Below are 16,382 nucleotides of genomic sequence, written 5' to 3' on the forward strand. Positions count from 1 at the left end.
CGACTCTAAAATGGAGTCTCGATCCCATCCCGACCGAAGCAAGAGGCCGAGAGTGTCAGCACAGCCGCAAGAACCGAGGATCCCGCGCCGTCGTGCGCCGATCGCGATCACGATCGGGGTGGTGGCCGTCCTCGTGATCGCGTTCTTCGTGTTCGCGGGCCTCTACACCGATGTGCTCTGGTTCCAGCAGCTCGGTTTCCTCTCGGTGCTGACCACCGAGTGGATCGCGCGCGTCTCGCTGTTCGTCATCGGGTTCCTCGCGATGGCGCTGCCGATCTGGGGCTCGATCCAGATCGCCTACCGCACCCGTCCGGTCTACGCGAAGCTCAACTCGCAGCTCGACCGCTACCAGGAGGTGTTCGAGCCCCTGCGTCGGCTCGCGATGTACGGCATCCCGGTGGTGCTCGGCGTCTTCGCCGGCGTCTCGGCGTCGAGCCGCTGGGAGGTCACGCTCGCGTGGCTGAACCGCACCCCGTTCGGCCAGACCGACCCGCAGTTCGGCTTCGACGTCGGCTTCTTCGTGTTCGAGCTGCCCTTCTACCGCAGCGTCGTCGGCTTCGCCTCGGCGGTCGTGCTGCTCTCGGTGCTGCTCGTCGTCGCGACGAACTACCTCTACGGCGCCATCCGGGTGAGCGGCCGCGAGGTCGTCATCTCGAAGTCGGCGCGCATCCAGATCGCCGTGACCGCGGGCCTCTACCTGCTGCTGCAGGGCGTCAGCATCTGGCTCGACCAGTACGCGACGGTCACCGAGTCGGGCTCGCTCATCACGGGTGCCGCCTACACCGACGTGTACGCCACGATTCCGGGCCGTGGCATCCTCGCGGGCATCGCCGTCGTCGTCGCGATCCTCTTCTTCGTGACCGCGGTGATGGGTCGCTGGCGGCTGCCGCTCATCGGCACGGCGCTCCTCATCGTGACGAGCCTGCTCATCGGCACGCTCTACCCGTGGGTGGTGCAGCGCTTCCAGGTCGACCCGAACGCGAAGTCGCTCGAGGCGCCCTTCATCCAGCGCAACATCGACCTCACCCGTGACGCGTACGGCGTCGCCGACGTCGAGGAGATCCCCTTCGAGGCGAAGACCGACGCCGAGCCGGGCGCGCTCCGCTCCGATGCCGAGACCACTGCGAACATCCGCCTGATGGACCCGCTCGTGATCTCGCCCGCGTTCCAGCAGCTCGAGCAGTTCCGCCAGTACTACCAGTTCCCGAAGCAGCTCGATGTCGACCGCTACGAGGTCGACGGCACCACGCAGGACACGGTGGTCGCGGTGCGCGACGTCAAGCTCTCGGGCCTCGGCGACGCCGAAACCTGGTACAACTCGCACCTCGTGTACACGCACGGTTACGGCCTCGTGGCTGCGGCCGGCAACCAGCGCTCGGTCGACGGCCAGCCGGTGTTCCTCGAGTCGGGCATCCCGCAGGCCGGTTCGCTCGGCGAATTCGAGCCGCGCGTCTACTTCGGCGAGAACTCGCCGCAGTACTCGATCGTCGGTGCCCCGAAAGACAGCGAGCCCATCGAGCTCGACTACCCGGCCGGCAGCGACAACGAGGAGCAGACGCAGACGACCTTCTCGGGCGACGGCGGGCCGAAGCTCGACAACATCTTCACGAAGCTCGTCTACGCGCTCAAGTTCCAGTCCGAGCAGATCTTCCTCTCCGACCAGGTCACCGACGACTCGCAGATCCTCTACGACCGCGACCCGATCCAGCGCGTGCAGAAGGTCGCCCCGTACCTGACGCTCGACTCCGAGACCTACCCGTCGATCGTCGGCGACCGTCTCGTCTGGATCGTCGACGGCTACACGCTCTCCGACCAGTACCCGTACTCGAACAAGGTCAGCATGAGCGAGGCGATCGCCGACAGCGAGGGGCTCGCTCCGGCGCTGGCGTTCGACGAGATCAACTACATCCGCAACTCGGTGAAGGCCACGGTCGACGCCTACGACGGCACCGTGACGCTGTACGCATGGGACGAGGAGGACCCGATCCTCCAGACCTGGCAGAAGATCTTCCCGTCGACGATCGAGCCGATGAGCAAGATGTCGGGCGATCTGATGGCCCATGTGCGCTACCCATCCGACCTGTTCAAGGTGCAGCGTGCCGTGCTCGGTCGCTACCACGTGACCGAGGCGAGCCCGTTCTACTCGCGCGAAGACGCCTGGACGACGCCGAAGGACCCGACGGCCGGCGCGAACACCGCGCTGCTGCAGCCGCCGTACTACCTGACGATGCAGATGCCCGGGCAGGACGCGCCCGCGTACTCGCTGTACTCGACGTTCATTCCCGAGGCACGAGGCGACGAGAGTCGCAACGTGCTGCGCGGCTACCTCGCCGTCGACTCCGATGCCGGGGCCGCCGACGGCGAACGCTCCGATGGCTACGGCAAGCTCAGGCTGCTGACCCTCCCCGAAGACGACAACGTGCCAGGGCCGGGTCAGGTGCAGGCGAAGTTCAACTCCGATCCGAGCGTCTCGCAGTCGCTGAACCTGCTGAAGCAGGGCCAGTCCGACGTCATCAACGGCAACCTGCTCACGGTGCCGGTCGGCGGCGGCCTGCTCTACGTGCAGCCGGTCTACGTGAAGTCGACGGGTGACACGAGCTACCCGCTGCTGCAGAAGGTGCTCGTCGCCTTCGGCGACCAGATCGCCTTCCAGGACACCCTCGACCAGGCGCTCGACGTGCTGTTCGGCGGCGACTCGGGTGCGTCGGCGGGCGACAACGAGGTGGAGCCGGGAGAGACCCCCGCGCCGGGTGACGGCGAGGGCGACGGCGGTTCTCCGACCTCGCCCGAGACGCCGAGCGACGAGATGCAGGCGCTGCTGAACCAGGCCGCGCAGGCGCTGAAGGACAAGCAGGCGGCGCTCGCCGAGGGCGACTGGGTGGCGTACGGCGCCGCAGACGCGAAGCTCGCCGAGACGATCTCGAAGATGATCGCGCTCACCGACGAGACGCAGGGCGGCACCGGCGGCACCGAGGATTCCGGCCGCGAATGAGCGTCGAACTGCGTGCGGGCGACTGGCTCGACGACAATCGGGCCGGGTGGGACGAGCGGGTCGGTGTGCACCTCGCGAGCACGTTCTACGACCAGGCGCCGCTCCGCGCGGGCGGGGGAGTGCTCGACCCGATCGCGCGAGCGGGCATCGAACGGCTCTTCCCCGAGGGGCTCGAGGGCGTGCGCGTGCTGCACCTGCAGTGCCACTTCGGCTCCGACTCGCTCTCGCTCGTGAACCGCGGGGCGAACGTCGTCGGCATCGACTTCTCGCCCGCGGCGGTCGCCGAGGCGCGGCGCATGGCCGCCGAGATCGGCGTCGCCGATCGCGCCCGATTCATCGAGGCGAACGTGTACGACGCGCGGCACATGCTGCCCGAGCCCGAGTCGTTCGACCTCGTGTTCGCAACGTGGGGCACCATCAACTGGCTGCCCGACGTCGCCGAGTGGGCGCGGATCGTCGCCTGGTACCTGAAGCCCGGCGGCCGCCTGTACTTCGCGGAGGGGCATCCGACCGCGATGGTCTTCGACGGCGACGACGGGCCCGGCGGTCTGCCGTCGATCAAGTACGCCTACCAGAGCGAGAAGCCCGAGGTCCTCGACGATCCCGGTGACTACGCCGACCCTGACGCGCGGCTCGAGCACGCGCGCACCTGGGAGTGGGCGCATCCGATCGACGAGGTGCTCGGCGCGCTCCGCGATGCGGGACTCGAGCTCGAGGCGTTCACCGAGCACTACTCGGTGCCGTGGAAGGTGTTCCCGGCGACGGTCGAGCTCGGCGAGGGCATGTTCGGCTGGCCGGCCGAACGCTGGCTGCCGCTCTCGTACGAGCTCGTCGCGCGCACTCCCTCGGCCGAGTAGCGCAGCGTCGGTCGAGTAGCGCAGCGTCTCGAGGCCACGGCAGCGTCGGTCGAGTAGCGCAGCGTATCGAGACCACGATCCCGAACAAAACGGATGCCTCGGAGCGAGTCCGCTCCGAGGCATCCGCTGTGCTCGGGGTGGATCAGTCGAGCGGACCCTCCTCGGCGGCACGCAGCGTGTCGCCGAGGGTCGAGCCGAGCTCATTGCGGTAGTCGCCCGAGAGGTCCCACCACATCGCACCGCCGAAGCCCTGTTCGGCGAGCCATTCGGCCTTCTGCTGCACCGACTTCGGGTCGTCGAGGCTCCACCACTGGCCGCTCACGGCGTCGTAGCGCCACGACGCGCCCAGCGCGGGGTCGTAGTACCCCTGTCCGATCGAGCGGATCTCGGAGTAGGGCTTCGTGCCGATCGAGGTCACGGTGGGGTCGGGCGTCCAGACGGCGCGGTCGCCGACGGTCACGTTCGTCCAGCCCTGACCGTAGGCCGGGATGCCGAGGTTCAGCTGATCGGGGCGGGCCCCTGCGGCGGTGTACAGGCCCACGGCGTTGTCGAGGGCGAGGCCCCAGTTGTTCGCCCCGTCGGGGTGGAGGTTGCCCTGGTGGCCGGTGTTGCCGGTCCATCCGCCCGCGTAGTCGTAGCCCTGGATGTTCAGGAAGTCGACGACCTCGAAGAGGCGCGGGTCGGTCCATCCGCCGGCGTTGGTGTTCCAGCCGCCGGCGGGGGCGAAGGCTGTGAGCAGGTAGTCCTCGCCGGTCTCGGCGCCGTAGGCGTCGAGCTGGCGGCGGAACTCCTCCATGAGTGCGAGGAAGTTCTCACGGTCGGCTGGGCTCGCGTTCGACGTCTCGCCGCCGTTGACCGGCCACTCCCAGTCGACGTCGATGCCGTCGAAGATGCCGGCGGCGACGCCCTCGCCGCCGAGGCCGCCGACCTTCGGCAGGTTGCCGCGCAGGTACACGTCGAGGCAGGAGGTGACGAGCTTCTCGCGGCTCTCGGCGGTGGCCGCAGCGGCCGAGAAGTGGTCGGACCAGGTCCAGCCGCCGAGCGAGATGAGCACCTTCGTGTCGGGGCTCGCCTGCTTGAGCTTCTTCAACTGGTTGAAGTTGCCGGCGAGGCGCTGGTGCCTGTTCTTCTGGTCGCGCTTGCCGTCGACCGAGTCCTGCGGCGAGACGAGACGCAGGTAGTCGTTGTACGCGTCGCCCTCGCCGGGCACGTCGGTGATCTCGCAGACGAGGTTCTCGGTGACGTTGCCGAAGGCGTAGTTGATGTGCGTGACGTCTTCGATGGCCCCGCTCTTCAGCAGGTCGGCGATCTGGAAGTCGCGCGTGACGGGGGTGTCGGCCATCAGGTAGCCGACGCTGCGGTACCCGTTGATCTCGCTCGGGCCCTCGGGCTGATGACGCGGGTGGGCGGTGGCGGGAGCGGTCGCCGCGGTGGCGATGAGCGCGGTTGCGGCGACGGCGACGGCCGCCCCGCGGAGCAGGGGGAGTGGTGACATGAATCCTCATCGATCGTGGTCCCGGCCGCCGCGATTACGGCGGTTGCGAGACGGTACCAAGCACAGCGACCGAAAAGAAAGAGTCTTAACAAAGGTTCGCGGATGCCACGGCCGAAGGCCCGCGCCTGCTGTGGAGACCTCCAAGCGAATCGGCCGTGCGTGCAGATACTGCACGTTCGGCGGGTCGATCGTCGGGCGAGGTCCGGTTGCGACCGTCGGCGGGTCTGGGCAGGGGCTCGATTGGACCGAGGCGGCTTCCCGTGCTAGTGTTTTCTCTTGTGCCGCGGGGTGGAGCAGTTCGGTAGCTCGCTGGGCTCATAACCCAGAGGTCGTAGGTTCAAATCCTGCCCCCGCAACAAAGAAAGGCTCCTGATCAGGTGTTTCACCCGATCAGGAGCCTTTTGTCTTGCCGGATCCGGCGCTGCCATGTGACGCGGGCGGGTGTGAATCCCGACGCGTCGTTCGCTCTGACGCCCAGGAGCGCCGTCCGGTTCGAGCTGCCCCCGATGCCGTGTAGACTCTTCCTTGTGACGCGGGGTGGAGCAGTTCGGTAGCTCGCTGGGCTCATAACCCAGAGGTCGTAGGTTCAAATCCTGCCCCCGCAACCAATGGCGCACTTGAGGAATCGAGTTTCGATTCTCGAAGAATCGCACTGAAGAGGCCGGTATCGAAGAAGTTCGGTACCGGCCTCTTGCTATTCGTGCGTGTTCCGTCTCGGCCGCTCTCAGCGGAGGTTCGTGCGCGAACTTGTGGTGCTGGGCCGCGTTACTGGGGCGGTGCTTGCGAGACCGGCTGCCGTCGAGGCAGCGGCCGGCCGGTTGCGTACTTCGGTCGACGCGCGCGGAGTGGGGGTGCTTCGGTGCGCTCGGCTTCCTGCGTACAGGAACGTCTCCGGCGATGTGCTGGCTCTAAACGGCTGTGAGCTGCCGCCAAACGTCTCCAAGCGTCGTGGAGGTGTCGCTCGAGTCGACTGATGAGCATGCGACGAGGAATTCCCGGGCCAGATCCGCGTCAGCGCCGAGAAGTTCAGTCAATCGTTGCCTTGTGTGTGTTCCGGTATAGCCGACCGACAGAAGTTCGAGGAACTCGGACGGCGCCTCCTCATGCTGCATCGCGTTCTGGATTTCGGCCGGGTATCTCTTGACAAGGCGCCGTAGCCATTCAGGCGTGACCCAGGCCGTCGACAGGATCGCCGCGCGGATCTCCTCATCCGGGTCAAGGAGCAGAGCCTCCGCAAGTGACTCGTCGATGTCATCACGACCAGCAACTCGACGACGTTCATGCACCGTCATCGACGACAGCGAGCCGACCTCCGGGAGTGGGCCGGTCGAATGAGACGTTCTATAGGCGGGGAATGACTCGTTCATAACCATCACATCACATGTACCACTTGCAGTACTGCAGTTGGGAAGAGCAGGGCGCGGTGAGTGTCCTCGACTTTGCCTTCTGCTCACTCGCCGGTGATGTCGGCGCCCGCGCCCGGCGCGTTCGCACAGCGCGTACCCGTCGCTCCGCCCGCGGCCTACGCTGGTGCCATGACGCACGGCACGGCTGCCCCCGACCACGAACCCGTGGCGCCCGACACCCGGCAGGGTGCCGAGACATCCGACGGCGACGAGCTCGCGATCGCGATCGCGCAGTTCGCACCACGGGCGGATGCCGCGGAGAACCTCGGCGAGATCGAGCGCCTCGCACGCCTCGCCGCGGGGCGCGGTGCGCGGCTCGTCGTGTTCCCCGAGTACTCGATGTACTTCACGCCCGAGCTCGGGCAGGAGATGGCCGACGCCGCCGAACCGCTCGAGGGCGGGTTCGTGCGGGCGCTCGGAGCCCTCGCGGGCGAGCTCGGCGTGCACCTCGTCGCGGGCGTGCTCGAGCGCATCCCGGGCGACGAGGCGCGCTTCTCGAACACCCTCGTGGCGCTCGACGACGGCGGGCGCCTCGTCGCGCGCTATCGCAAGCAGCACCTGTACGACGCGTTCGGGCAGCGCGAGTCCGATCGAGTCGTCGCCGGTGCGCTCGACGAGCCCGAGATCTTCGAGGTCGACGGCGTCTCGGTCGGCATGCAGACCTGTTACGACCTGCGGTTCCCCGAGGTCACCCGGGTCATCGTGGACGCCGGCGCCGACCTCGTGCTCGTGCCAGCCGAGTGGGTGCGCGGCCCGCTGAAGGAGCACCATTGGCGCACCCTCGCGCTGGCGCGCGCGATCGAGAACACGGTCTACCTCGCCGCGGCCGACCAGACCCCGCCGGTCGCGGTCGGGCAGAGCCTCGTCGTCGACCCGATGGGGGTCGAGCTCGCGGCGCTCGGCGAGCAGCCGGGCATCGCGGTCGCGTGGGTCTCGCGCGAGCGGATCGCGGCGGTGCGGCGCACGAACCCCGCGCTGTCGCTTCGACGCTACGGGGTCGTGCACCGCTGAGCGCGGACGGGGCGTTGCGCGCCGGTCAGCGCGGGCCGAGCGCCGCGAGCCGTGCCGAGGCCTCTTCGAGCACGGGCATGCGCTTGCAGAAGGCGAAGCGCACGAGGCTGCGGGAGGCGTCGTGCCGGTCGGCGTGCACGAACGCCGACACGGGCACCCCGACGACGCCCGCGAGCTCGGGCAGCCGTCGGCACAGCTCGGCCGCGTCGGAGAAGCCGAGCGGCGTGGCATCCGCGACGACGAAGTAGCCCGCCTGCGGGCGCGCGACCGCGAACCCGGCCTGCTCGAGCCCGGCGCTCAGCACGTCGCGCTTCGCGGCGAGGGCCGCGGCCGCGCCGGTGAAGAACGCGTCGGGCAGGCCGAGGCCGGTCGCGATCGCGGGCTGGAACGGCGCGCCGTTGACGTAGGTGAGGTACTGCTTGACGGCGAGCACGGCGGTGACGAGCGGCGCCGGCGCGGTGAGCCAGCCCACCTTCCAGCCAGTGGTCGAGAAGGTCTTGCCGCCCGAGGAGATCGAGATCGTGCGCTCACGGGCGCCCGGCAGCGTCGCGATCGGCCGGTGCGGCGCATCGAACGCGAGGTGTTCGTAGACCTCGTCGGTCACGATGAGCGCGTCATGCCGCTCGGCGAGTTCGACGATCGTCGTGAGCACCTCGTCGTCGAAGACCGCGCCGGTCGGGTTGTGCGGCGAGTTGACGATGACGAGCCGCGTGCGATCGGTGACCGCCCGGCGCAGCTCGTCGAGGTCGACGCGCCAGGATGCCCCGCCATCGGCCTGCTCCTCCGACACCCAGTGCAGGGGCACCGTCCGGTGCACGCCGCCCGCGCGGGCGATGAGCGCCGCGTAGGCGTCGTAGTACGGCTCGAAGGTGACGACCTCGTCGCCCCGGTCGACGAAGGCGAGCACGGTCGCGGCGAGCGCCTCGGTCGCGCCGGCCGTCACGAGCACCTCGGATGCCGCGTCGAACCCGAGTCCGTACCAGTGCGCCTGATGGGCGGCGATCGCCTCGCGGAGCACCGCGTGGCCGAGCCCGGGCGGGTACTGGTTGACCCCTTCGGCGATCGCGGCGCGAGCCGCCTCGAGCACCTCGACGGGGCCGTCCTCATCGGGGAAGCCCTGCCCGAGATTGATCGCTCCCGTGCGGGCTGCGAGGGCGCTCATCTCGGCGAAGATCGTCGCCGCGATACTGCCGTCGGCGCCGAGGAGGCCTGCTCCGGCGGCGGTGCGCTGCCACGGGCTGAGGCCCGGCGCGGGGGAGAAGTCGCTCATGCTCACACCGTACGCGAAGCCCCGCACGGGTACGCTGGCGCAGGGAATCGTCGCCTCGCACGGGTCGTTCGGACGAATCCCTGCTCGGTGATAGCAAGGACATAGGAACCGCCGATCCGGTGCACAGCTTGGCGAGGGATGCTGGCATCGCTTTGGAAGGAGCAGACATGACCGACACGACTGACGGCGCACAGGGCGAGGCCCGCGACGCCGAGGTCACCGAGGAGCTCACGGCTCCCGAGGCCAGCACCACCGAGACGACCGCCGCCGCGAGCACTGCCGCCGAAACGGCCACCACCGAGACCATCGCCGAGGCGCCCGAGGCTGCTGCCCCGGCCGCCGCCGAGGCGCCCGCCGCCGCTGCACCCGCTGCGGCTGCGACTCCTGCTGCTGCACCCGCCGCGGCTGCGACTCCCGCCGCTCCGGCGGCTCCTGCCGCTCCGGCGGCTCCCGCCGCTCCGGCGGCTCCTGCCGCTCCGGCGGCTCCCGCCGCGACCGGCACCGTGTACGAGCCGGGCCAGGCCCCGCAGCCGTACCACGCCCCGCAGTACACCAAGCAGGCGACGGCCGCCCCCGCCGCCCCGGAGACGGCCCCCACCGTTCCGGTCCCCGGGCAGGTCCCGCCGGCCTTCGGCGGCCCCCAGCCCGGCGCGACCCAGCCGACCACCCCGCTCGCGGGCGTTCCGCCGTACGGCACCGGCCCCGAGGCATCCACCGCGCCGGCCCAGAAGCCGCGCCGCGTCGGCCTCGGCGTCGCCGCCGCGATCGTGGCGGCCGCCCTCATCGGCGGCGCGTCGGGCGCGGGAATCACGGCCCTCGTCTCGGGCAACCAGAACGCGACCTCGACCTCGAGCTCGGGCACCGCGCAGAACATCGTCGTGAACGACACCGACCAGGTGACCGCCGTCACCGCCGTCGCCGCGAAGGCGAGCCCGAGCGTCGTGACCATCTCGGTCGCGGGCAACGAGGGCGCGGGCACCGGTTCGGGCATCATCCTCTCCGACGACGGCTACGTGCTGACGAACACCCACGTGGTGACGCTCGACGGCGCGACCGGCGACCCGACGATCCAGGTCAAGACGAACGACGGCCACCTCTACGAGGCCGAGCTCGTCGGCACCGACCCCCTCTCCGACCTCGCGGTCATCAAGCTCGTCGACGCCTCGGGCCTCACCCCGCTCGAGTTCGCCGACTCCGACCAGCTCAACGTCGGCGACACGGCGATCGCCATCGGCGCACCGCTCGGTCTCTCGGGCACCGTGACGAACGGCATCGTGAGCGCGCTCAACCGCTCGATCGACGTCGCCTCCTCGGCGGCGCCGTCGACCCCCGACGACGCGCAGGGCGACGAGGGCTCTGGCGAGGGCGAGGGCGACAACGGCCAGCAGGGCGGCGAGGGCGACAGCCCGTTCGACTTCTTCTTCGACATCCCCGAAGAGGGCGGCGGCCAGGCCCAGCAGCCGAGCGCGAACGCCGGACGCGTCTCGCTGCCGGTCATCCAGACCGACGCGGCGATCAACCCCGGCAACTCGGGCGGCGCGCTGCTCGACGCGCAGGGCAAGCTCATCGGCGTGAACGTCGCGATCCTCTCGGCCGGCGAGTCGGCCGAGGCGGGCAACATCGGCGTCGGCTTCGCCGTGCCGTCGAACCTCGCCGAGCGCATCGCCAAGGAGATCATCGAAGACGGCTCGGCCTCGCACGGCCTGCTCGGCGCGACGGTCACCTCGGCCGAGTCCGACGAGAAGAGCACCACCGTCGGCGCCCTCATCACCGAGGTCACCCCCGGTGGCGCGGCCGAGAAGGCCGGCCTCGAGGCGGGCGACGTCGTCACCGAGTTCAACGGCCTGCCGATCACCGACCAGACCGACCTCACCGCGCAGGTGCGGGCGCTCGCGGGCGGTGCCACGGCCGAGCTGACCGTCATCCGCGACGGCGAGACCCAGACGGTCGAGGTCACCCTCGACACGTACGAGGGCTGAGCCTGAACGGCACGGATGCCACGCGGCGGGGCCGGATCGGAATCGATCCGGCCCCGTTCGGCGTCTCCGGGAATGCCGCCCTCGGGAGCGCTGCTGCTAGGCTCGATCGACCCCAGCGCGAGTGAGGAACATGCCCGAGCACCACCCCGAGACGACCCCGTCGTCGCTCGTCGGCGTGTCGTACGTCATGCCCGTGCTCAACGACGTCGCGCACGTTCGCCAGGCGGTCGAATCGATTCTCGCGCAAGACTACGCCGGCCCCGTCGAGGTGCTCATCGCCCTCGGTCCGTCGATCGACGGCACGAACGAGCTCGTCACCGACCTCGCGTCGCGAGACGATCGCATCCGCGTGCTCGAGAACGCGGTCGGCTCGACCCCCGCGGGGCTCAACATCGGCATCCGCGCCGCGAGCTACCCGGTCGTCGTGCGCGTCGACTCGCACTCGATGCTGCCGCAGGACTACGCGCGAATCGCGGTCGAGACGCTCGAGCGCACCGGCGCCGACAACGTCGGCGGCATCATGGACGCGCGGGGCGAGACGCCGTTCGAGCGCGCCGTGGCCCTCGCTTACACGACGAAGGTCGGCCTCGGCGGTTCGGCGTTCCACGTCGGCGGCGCCGAGGGGCCCGCCGAGACGGTCTACCTGGGCGTCTTCCGGCGCGACGCGCTCGAACGCGTCGGCCTCTTCGACGAGACGATCAAGCGCGGCCAGGACTGGGAGCTCAACCGTCGCCTGCGCGAGACGGGCGGCACCGTCTGGTTCACGCCCGAGCTCGCGGTGACGTATCGCCCTCGCTCGAGCGTCGACCGGCTCGCCCGTCAGATGTTCTCGACGGGGCTCTGGCGCGGCGAGCTCGCGCGGCGCTTCCCCGCGTCGAACGGCATCCGCTACTTCATCCCGCCGGCGATGGTCGTCGGCGTGACCCTCGGCCTCCTGCTCGGCATCGGCGGCATCGTGCAGGCGCTGCTCGGCGCGACGCCGTGGCTCCTCCTCGGCTTCGTTGCGCCGGTCGTGTACCTGCTGTTCGTCGCCGCGGCGACGTTCTCGGCCGCGCGCGGGCGCGGTGCGAGCACGGCCGCATGGTTTCTCGTAGTGTTGCCGTGCATACATGTCACGTGGGGCATCGGCTTCGTGCTCGGCTATCTCTCGCTGACCAGCAACATCGCACGGCACACGGGAAGGTGAGCACGATGTCTGACGCCCGACCGGTGACGGTGCGGCCGGCGAGCATCGCCGAGCTGCGTGCCGTCGCCCAGCCGCCCGAGGTGCGCGGCCGGCGCAACGCCGAGCACTGGACGGCGTCGCTGTACCTGCGCCGTTTCTCGATCTACCTCACGTGGATGCTCTTGAAGACGCCGATCTCTGCGAACGGGGTCACGGGGCTCATGATCCTCGTCGGCTGGTCGACGGCCGCCGCGCTCCTGATTCCGGGCATCTGGGGCGCGCTCCTCGCGGTCGTGCTGGGCCAGCTGCAGATGCTCGTCGACTGCTGCGACGGCGAGGTCGCCCGCTGGCGGCGCACCTCCTCACCCGCCGGCGTCTTCCTCGACAAGGTCGGGCACTACACGACCGAGGCGCTGATCCCGCTCGCGCTCGGCCTGCGCGCGGCCGCGTACCCGCTCGAGTTCCCCGCCGACTTCCTCTGGACGACGATCGGCGCGCTCCTCGCCCTCGTGATCGTGCTCAACAAGGCGCTCAACGACATGGTGCACGTCGCCCGTGCGAACGCCGGGCTCGCGAAGCTCGCCGACACCCACGGCGAGACCGCGCCGCGCGGCGGCCTCGTCGCGAAGCTCCGCAAGGCGGCCAGGTTCCTGCCGTTCCATCGGCTGTACCACTCGGTCGAGCTCACGCTCATCGCCTTCGCGGCCGCCCTCGTCGGGCTCTTCGCCGGGCAGCCGGTCGTCGACCGCTTCGTCGTCGCCGCGCTCCTTCCGCTCGCCGTGCTGGCCGTGATCGGGCACTTCGTCGCGATCATGGCGTCCCGTCGTGTCCGTTCCTGAGACGAGCCCGGCTCCGCGCGTCGGCGTCGTGGTGCTCACGATGGGCAAGCGTCCCGACGAGCTCGCGCGAGGCATCCGCAGCGTGCTCGTGCAGCAGGGCGTCGAGACCGACGTGATCGTCGTCGGCAACGGCTGGGATCCTGCGACCGCCGAGCCCCCGCTGCCCGCGGGGGTGCGCACCCGTCACCTGCCCGAGAACCTCGGCATCCCCGCCGGCCGCAACGCGGGCGTCACCGAGGTGTCGGGCGAGGTCCTGTTCTTCCTCGACGACGACGCGTTCCTCCCGAGCGAGGCGTTCCTGGCCGACGGCGTCCGGCTGCTCGCCGAGCGGCCCGAGCTCGGCCTCGTCCAGCCGCGCGTCGTCGATCCGACGGGACTCGTCTCGCCGCGCCGCTGGATCCCGCGGATCCGAAAGGGCGACCCCGCGCACTCGAGTCCGGTCTTCTCGTGCTGGGAGGGCGCGGTGCTGATGCCGCGCGCGGCCTTCGACGAGGCCGGCGGCTGGGCCGACCCGTTCTTCTACGCGCACGAGGGCATCGAACTCGCCTGGCGCGTCTGGGACACGGGACGCATCGCCTGGTACGAGGGCTCGCTCGAGGCCGCCCATCCCGTCATCGACCCCGCGCGGCACTCGTACTACTTCCGCCTGAACGCCCGCAACCGGGTGTGGCTCGCCCGACGCAACCTGCCTGCGCTGCTCGTGCCGTTCTACGTCGGCTCGTGGACGGGCATCCAGATGCTGCGCTGGGCGCGACAGCCCGCCGCGCTCAAGGCCTGGTTCGGCGGCTGGGCGGCCGGGTGGCGGGAGTCTCCCGGCGAGCGTCGCCCGATGCGGTGGCGCACCGTCTGGCGGATGACGCGTGCCGGGCGGCCGCCGGTCGTCTGACCGCCGCTCGTCACGATCGGCCTTCGCTTTCGCCCGAGCGCCCGCAGCGCGGCATCCGCTCAGTCAGACCTCGCTACCCTTGGACGGTGGGATTGAGGAAAGACGCGCGACGCGCAGTGAAGCTCGCCAAAGACATCATGTGGTCCCGGCGTGCGCAGCGCGCGCTGAAGGCGAAGCTCGCCGAGCGGCCGCCGCTCGAGCCGCATCGCTTCAAGATCGGCGTGTACTTCGCCGACGGCAAGGTCAACCTGTACCAGTTGCGGCAGTGGTACGCACCGCTCGCCGAACTCGCCGAGACCCACCCCGTGCTGGTGCTCAGCCGGGCGTCGGGCGCCGCGCTGAAGCTCTTCGACGAGTCGCCGCTGCCCGTCGCCTACGTGCGCCGCGTGGCCGACCTCGAGCGGGTGATCCACGAGCAAGACCTGCACGTGATCCTCTACGTGAACCAGAACGCGAAGAACTTCCAGATGATGCGCTACGGTCGCCGCTGGCACGTGTTCGTCAACCACGGCGAGTCCGACAAGATGTACATGACCACGAACCAGTTCAAGGCGTACGACTACGCCCTGATCGCGGGCGACGCGGCCCGCGCGCGGCTCGACAAGGTGCTGTGGGACTACGACTTCGACAAGCGGGCGATCCCGATCGGGCGTCCGCAGGCCGACCACTACCTCGACGGCGCCCCGCTGCCGTACACGCCCGACGAGCGCGAGGTCGTGCTCTACGCGCCGACCTGGGAGGGCGACCGCGCAGCGGCGGCCTACGGCTCGATCGCCTCGCACGGCGTGGCACTCGTCGAGGGCCTGCTCGCGACCGGGCGGCACCGCGTCATCTATCGGCCGCACCCCCGCTCGGGCGTCGTCGACGAGGCCTATGCGGCGGCGAACAAGCGCATCATCCAGGCGATCGAGCAGGCGAACGCCGCCGACCCCGGGGCGCAGCACGTCTTCGACGACGGCCCCAAGCTCGGCTGGCAGCTCGCCGCCGCCGACGTCGCGATCGTCGACATCTCGGCGATGGTCTACGACCGGCTCGCGGCGGGCAAGCCGCTGCTGATCACCCGCCCGGCCAACCCGGCCGCGCAGATCGACACGGGCGGCTACCTGCAGGCCTGCGAGTGGCTCGTCGCCGGCGACGGAGCGGCGCTCGTCGCCAGGGTCGACGAGGTCGCGCACGACGCCGAGGCGCTCGCCCGCCTCGGCTACTGGGTCGAACGCTACTTCGGCGACACGACGCCGGGCGTCACGACCGCCCGATTCCATGCGGCGATCGACCACCTCATGGCCGAATGGGATCGCTTCGCGGCCCTGCACGCCGAGGACGGCGAGGTCGACGAGCACGACGAAGAGGGCGAGACCGACGACGAGGAGCTCGTCTAGCGATGTACCGGCGCGCCTCAGGGCTCGTTCGGCCGCGGGGCATCCGCCTCGATTGAACCGGCCCCGCCCTCGTGGACGTCACCCGGCTCGACCGGGTCGGTTGCATCGCGCCCGGCCGTGAGCTTCGCGAACGGCCGCTTCGCGGCGCGACCGACGGCACCGCCGACGATGCCCGCCGTGCGCGCGAGTCGCCGGCCGGTCGCGGTGACCACGGTCTCGTCGCCGCGGGGTTCGAGCTCGAGCGGGAGCACCGCGGGCGCCTGGCCGAAGGCCAGCCGGGACTGCGTCAGCACGCGACGCCCGAGCACGTGGTTGCCGATGCCGCCGATCGCGGCGCCGATGCCGAACGGGATCGCCTTGCCGATGATGCCCGCTCCGCCCTTCACGGCGAACTGCTTGATGAAGACCGAACGGAGCCGGTCGACGACGGTGCCCATGACGGCCTTCGGCAGGCTGTTGGTGATGAGCTCGCCCCAGTAGGCGTTGCGTGCGACGCCCGAGCCCGTCGCCTGACCGGCGAACTGGCGCACGAGGTCGCTGCCCTCCTGCCCGAGCATGAGCGTCATGACCAGCGCCCGGGCGCGCTCGGGGTTCTCGACGTGGATGCCGTGCACCTCGGCGACCGACTGCGCGAAGAGCGCGGTCGCCTCGAGGAACCCGGCCGTCTCGACGCCTGAGAGGGCGAGCGTGACGCCCGTGCCGATGCCGGGCACGACGGCGGTCGCGCCGACGGCGGCGCCGCCCGTCGTGACCGCGGCGAGGTAGCGGCGCTCGAGGATGCGCACGAGCTGGTCGGGGGTCGCGCCGGGTGCTCGACGGCGGATGCTCCGCAGATGCGCGACGACGATCGGACGCTGGATCGCGAGGGCGCGGTCGATCGCCCGCTCGACGCCATGGGCGCGACCCGCGTCGGCGGGCGAGCCGGTCGGCGACTCGGCGCCCTCGCGCGGGTCGTTCTGGCCCATCGAGGTGATCGAATGCACGCGGTCGGACATGGCGACGATCCTAGACGCCGCGACTGATTTTGCCCCCCAAAGTGAGGGTTTCTCTTGTCGACGGGGTCGGCAGCGGAGTAGAAACAGCTTCGGGCGCGCACACGACCC

Annotated in this window: 12 protein-coding genes and 2 tRNA genes; 10 read left to right on the forward strand and 4 right to left on the reverse strand. The window is 70.3% G+C overall.

All coding sequences use genetic code 11. The annotated features are described in order from the left end of the window. Positions 1-10 precede the first annotated feature (10 nt). Together GQQ93_RS13885 and GQQ93_RS13890 are read left to right on the forward strand one after the other, a co-directional pair. Entirely contained in the window at positions 11-2,992 is a 2,982-nt protein-coding gene (locus GQQ93_RS13885; RefSeq protein ID WP_212277346.1) for a UPF0182 family membrane protein, read from the forward strand. After that, a complete protein-coding gene (locus tag GQQ93_RS13890; RefSeq protein ID WP_157424825.1) occupies positions 2,989-3,849 on the forward strand; it encodes a class I SAM-dependent methyltransferase in 861 nt (286 codons plus the stop codon). The genes GQQ93_RS13885 and GQQ93_RS13890 overlap by 4 nt, the downstream gene beginning before the upstream one ends. A gap of 142 nt (positions 3,850-3,991) precedes the next feature. Here the strand turns inward: GQQ93_RS13890 and GQQ93_RS13895 are convergent, their stop codons facing one another. Continuing rightward, positions 3,992-5,344, reverse strand: a complete 1,353-nt coding sequence (locus tag GQQ93_RS13895; protein WP_157424826.1) for a glycoside hydrolase family 18 protein — start codon at positions 5,342-5,344, stop codon at positions 3,992-3,994. 282 nt (positions 5,345-5,626) lie between these two features. Here GQQ93_RS13895 and GQQ93_RS13900 point away from each other — a divergent pair. Further along, positions 5,627-5,700, forward strand: a tRNA-Met gene (locus GQQ93_RS13900). A gap of 175 nt (positions 5,701-5,875) precedes the next feature. Further along, positions 5,876-5,952, forward strand: a tRNA-Met gene (locus GQQ93_RS13905). A 300-nt stretch (positions 5,953-6,252) separates the two neighbouring features. Here the strand turns inward: GQQ93_RS13905 and GQQ93_RS13910 are convergent. Continuing rightward, positions 6,253-6,711 (reverse strand): hypothetical protein, encoded by a 459-nt coding sequence (locus tag GQQ93_RS13910; RefSeq protein ID WP_157424827.1) that lies wholly within the window; start codon positions 6,709-6,711, stop codon positions 6,253-6,255. Between the two features lie 168 nt (positions 6,712-6,879). On the opposite strand from GQQ93_RS13910, the gene GQQ93_RS13915 reads away from it, so the two are divergent. Beyond that, a complete protein-coding gene (locus GQQ93_RS13915) occupies positions 6,880-7,761 on the forward strand; it encodes a carbon-nitrogen hydrolase family protein (RefSeq protein ID WP_157424828.1) in 882 nt (293 codons plus the stop codon). A gap of 25 nt (positions 7,762-7,786) precedes the next feature. Here GQQ93_RS13915 and GQQ93_RS13920 read toward each other — a convergent pair whose 3' ends face one another. Next, positions 7,787-9,031, reverse strand: a complete 1,245-nt coding sequence (locus GQQ93_RS13920; RefSeq protein ID WP_157424829.1) for an aminotransferase class I/II-fold pyridoxal phosphate-dependent enzyme — start codon at positions 9,029-9,031, stop codon at positions 7,787-7,789. Between the two features lie 167 nt (positions 9,032-9,198). Between GQQ93_RS13920 and GQQ93_RS13925 the strand changes: the two genes are divergently transcribed. The 5 genes from GQQ93_RS13925 (at position 9,199) to GQQ93_RS13945 (ending at position 15,279) form a co-directional block, all read left to right on the forward strand. Further along, on the forward strand, positions 9,199-11,010 hold the full coding sequence (locus tag GQQ93_RS13925) for a S1C family serine protease (RefSeq protein ID WP_157424830.1): 1,812 nt from the start codon (positions 9,199-9,201) through the stop codon (positions 11,008-11,010). A gap of 130 nt (positions 11,011-11,140) precedes the next feature. Then, on the forward strand, positions 11,141-12,196 hold the full coding sequence (locus GQQ93_RS13930) for a glycosyltransferase family 2 protein (RefSeq protein WP_246192329.1): 1,056 nt from the start codon (positions 11,141-11,143) through the stop codon (positions 12,194-12,196). 5 nt (positions 12,197-12,201) lie between these two features. Continuing rightward, positions 12,202-13,014 carry a CDP-alcohol phosphatidyltransferase family protein gene (locus GQQ93_RS13935; protein WP_157424831.1) on the forward strand — a complete coding sequence of 271 codons (813 nt, stop codon included), beginning with the start codon at positions 12,202-12,204 and terminating at the stop codon, positions 13,012-13,014. A gap of 40 nt (positions 13,015-13,054) precedes the next feature. Continuing rightward, on the forward strand, positions 13,055-13,900 hold the full coding sequence (locus GQQ93_RS13940; protein ID WP_157424940.1) for a glycosyltransferase family 2 protein: 846 nt from the start codon (positions 13,055-13,057) through the stop codon (positions 13,898-13,900). Positions 13,901-13,986: 86 nt separating this feature from the next. After that, positions 13,987-15,279 carry a CDP-glycerol glycerophosphotransferase family protein gene (locus GQQ93_RS13945; RefSeq protein WP_157424832.1) on the forward strand — a complete coding sequence of 431 codons (1,293 nt, stop codon included), beginning with the start codon at positions 13,987-13,989 and terminating at the stop codon, positions 15,277-15,279. Positions 15,280-15,296: 17 nt separating this feature from the next. Here the strand turns inward: GQQ93_RS13945 and GQQ93_RS13950 are convergent, their stop codons facing one another. Next, positions 15,297-16,274, reverse strand: coding sequence for a hypothetical protein (locus GQQ93_RS13950; protein ID WP_246192330.1), 978 nt, complete (start codon positions 16,272-16,274; stop codon positions 15,297-15,299). Positions 16,275-16,382: the final 108 nt, after the last annotated feature.

Origin of the sequence: Agromyces lapidis (assembly GCF_009749405.1) — a bacterium.
GTDB classification, from domain to species: domain Bacteria; phylum Actinomycetota; class Actinomycetes; order Actinomycetales; family Microbacteriaceae; genus Agromyces; species Agromyces lapidis.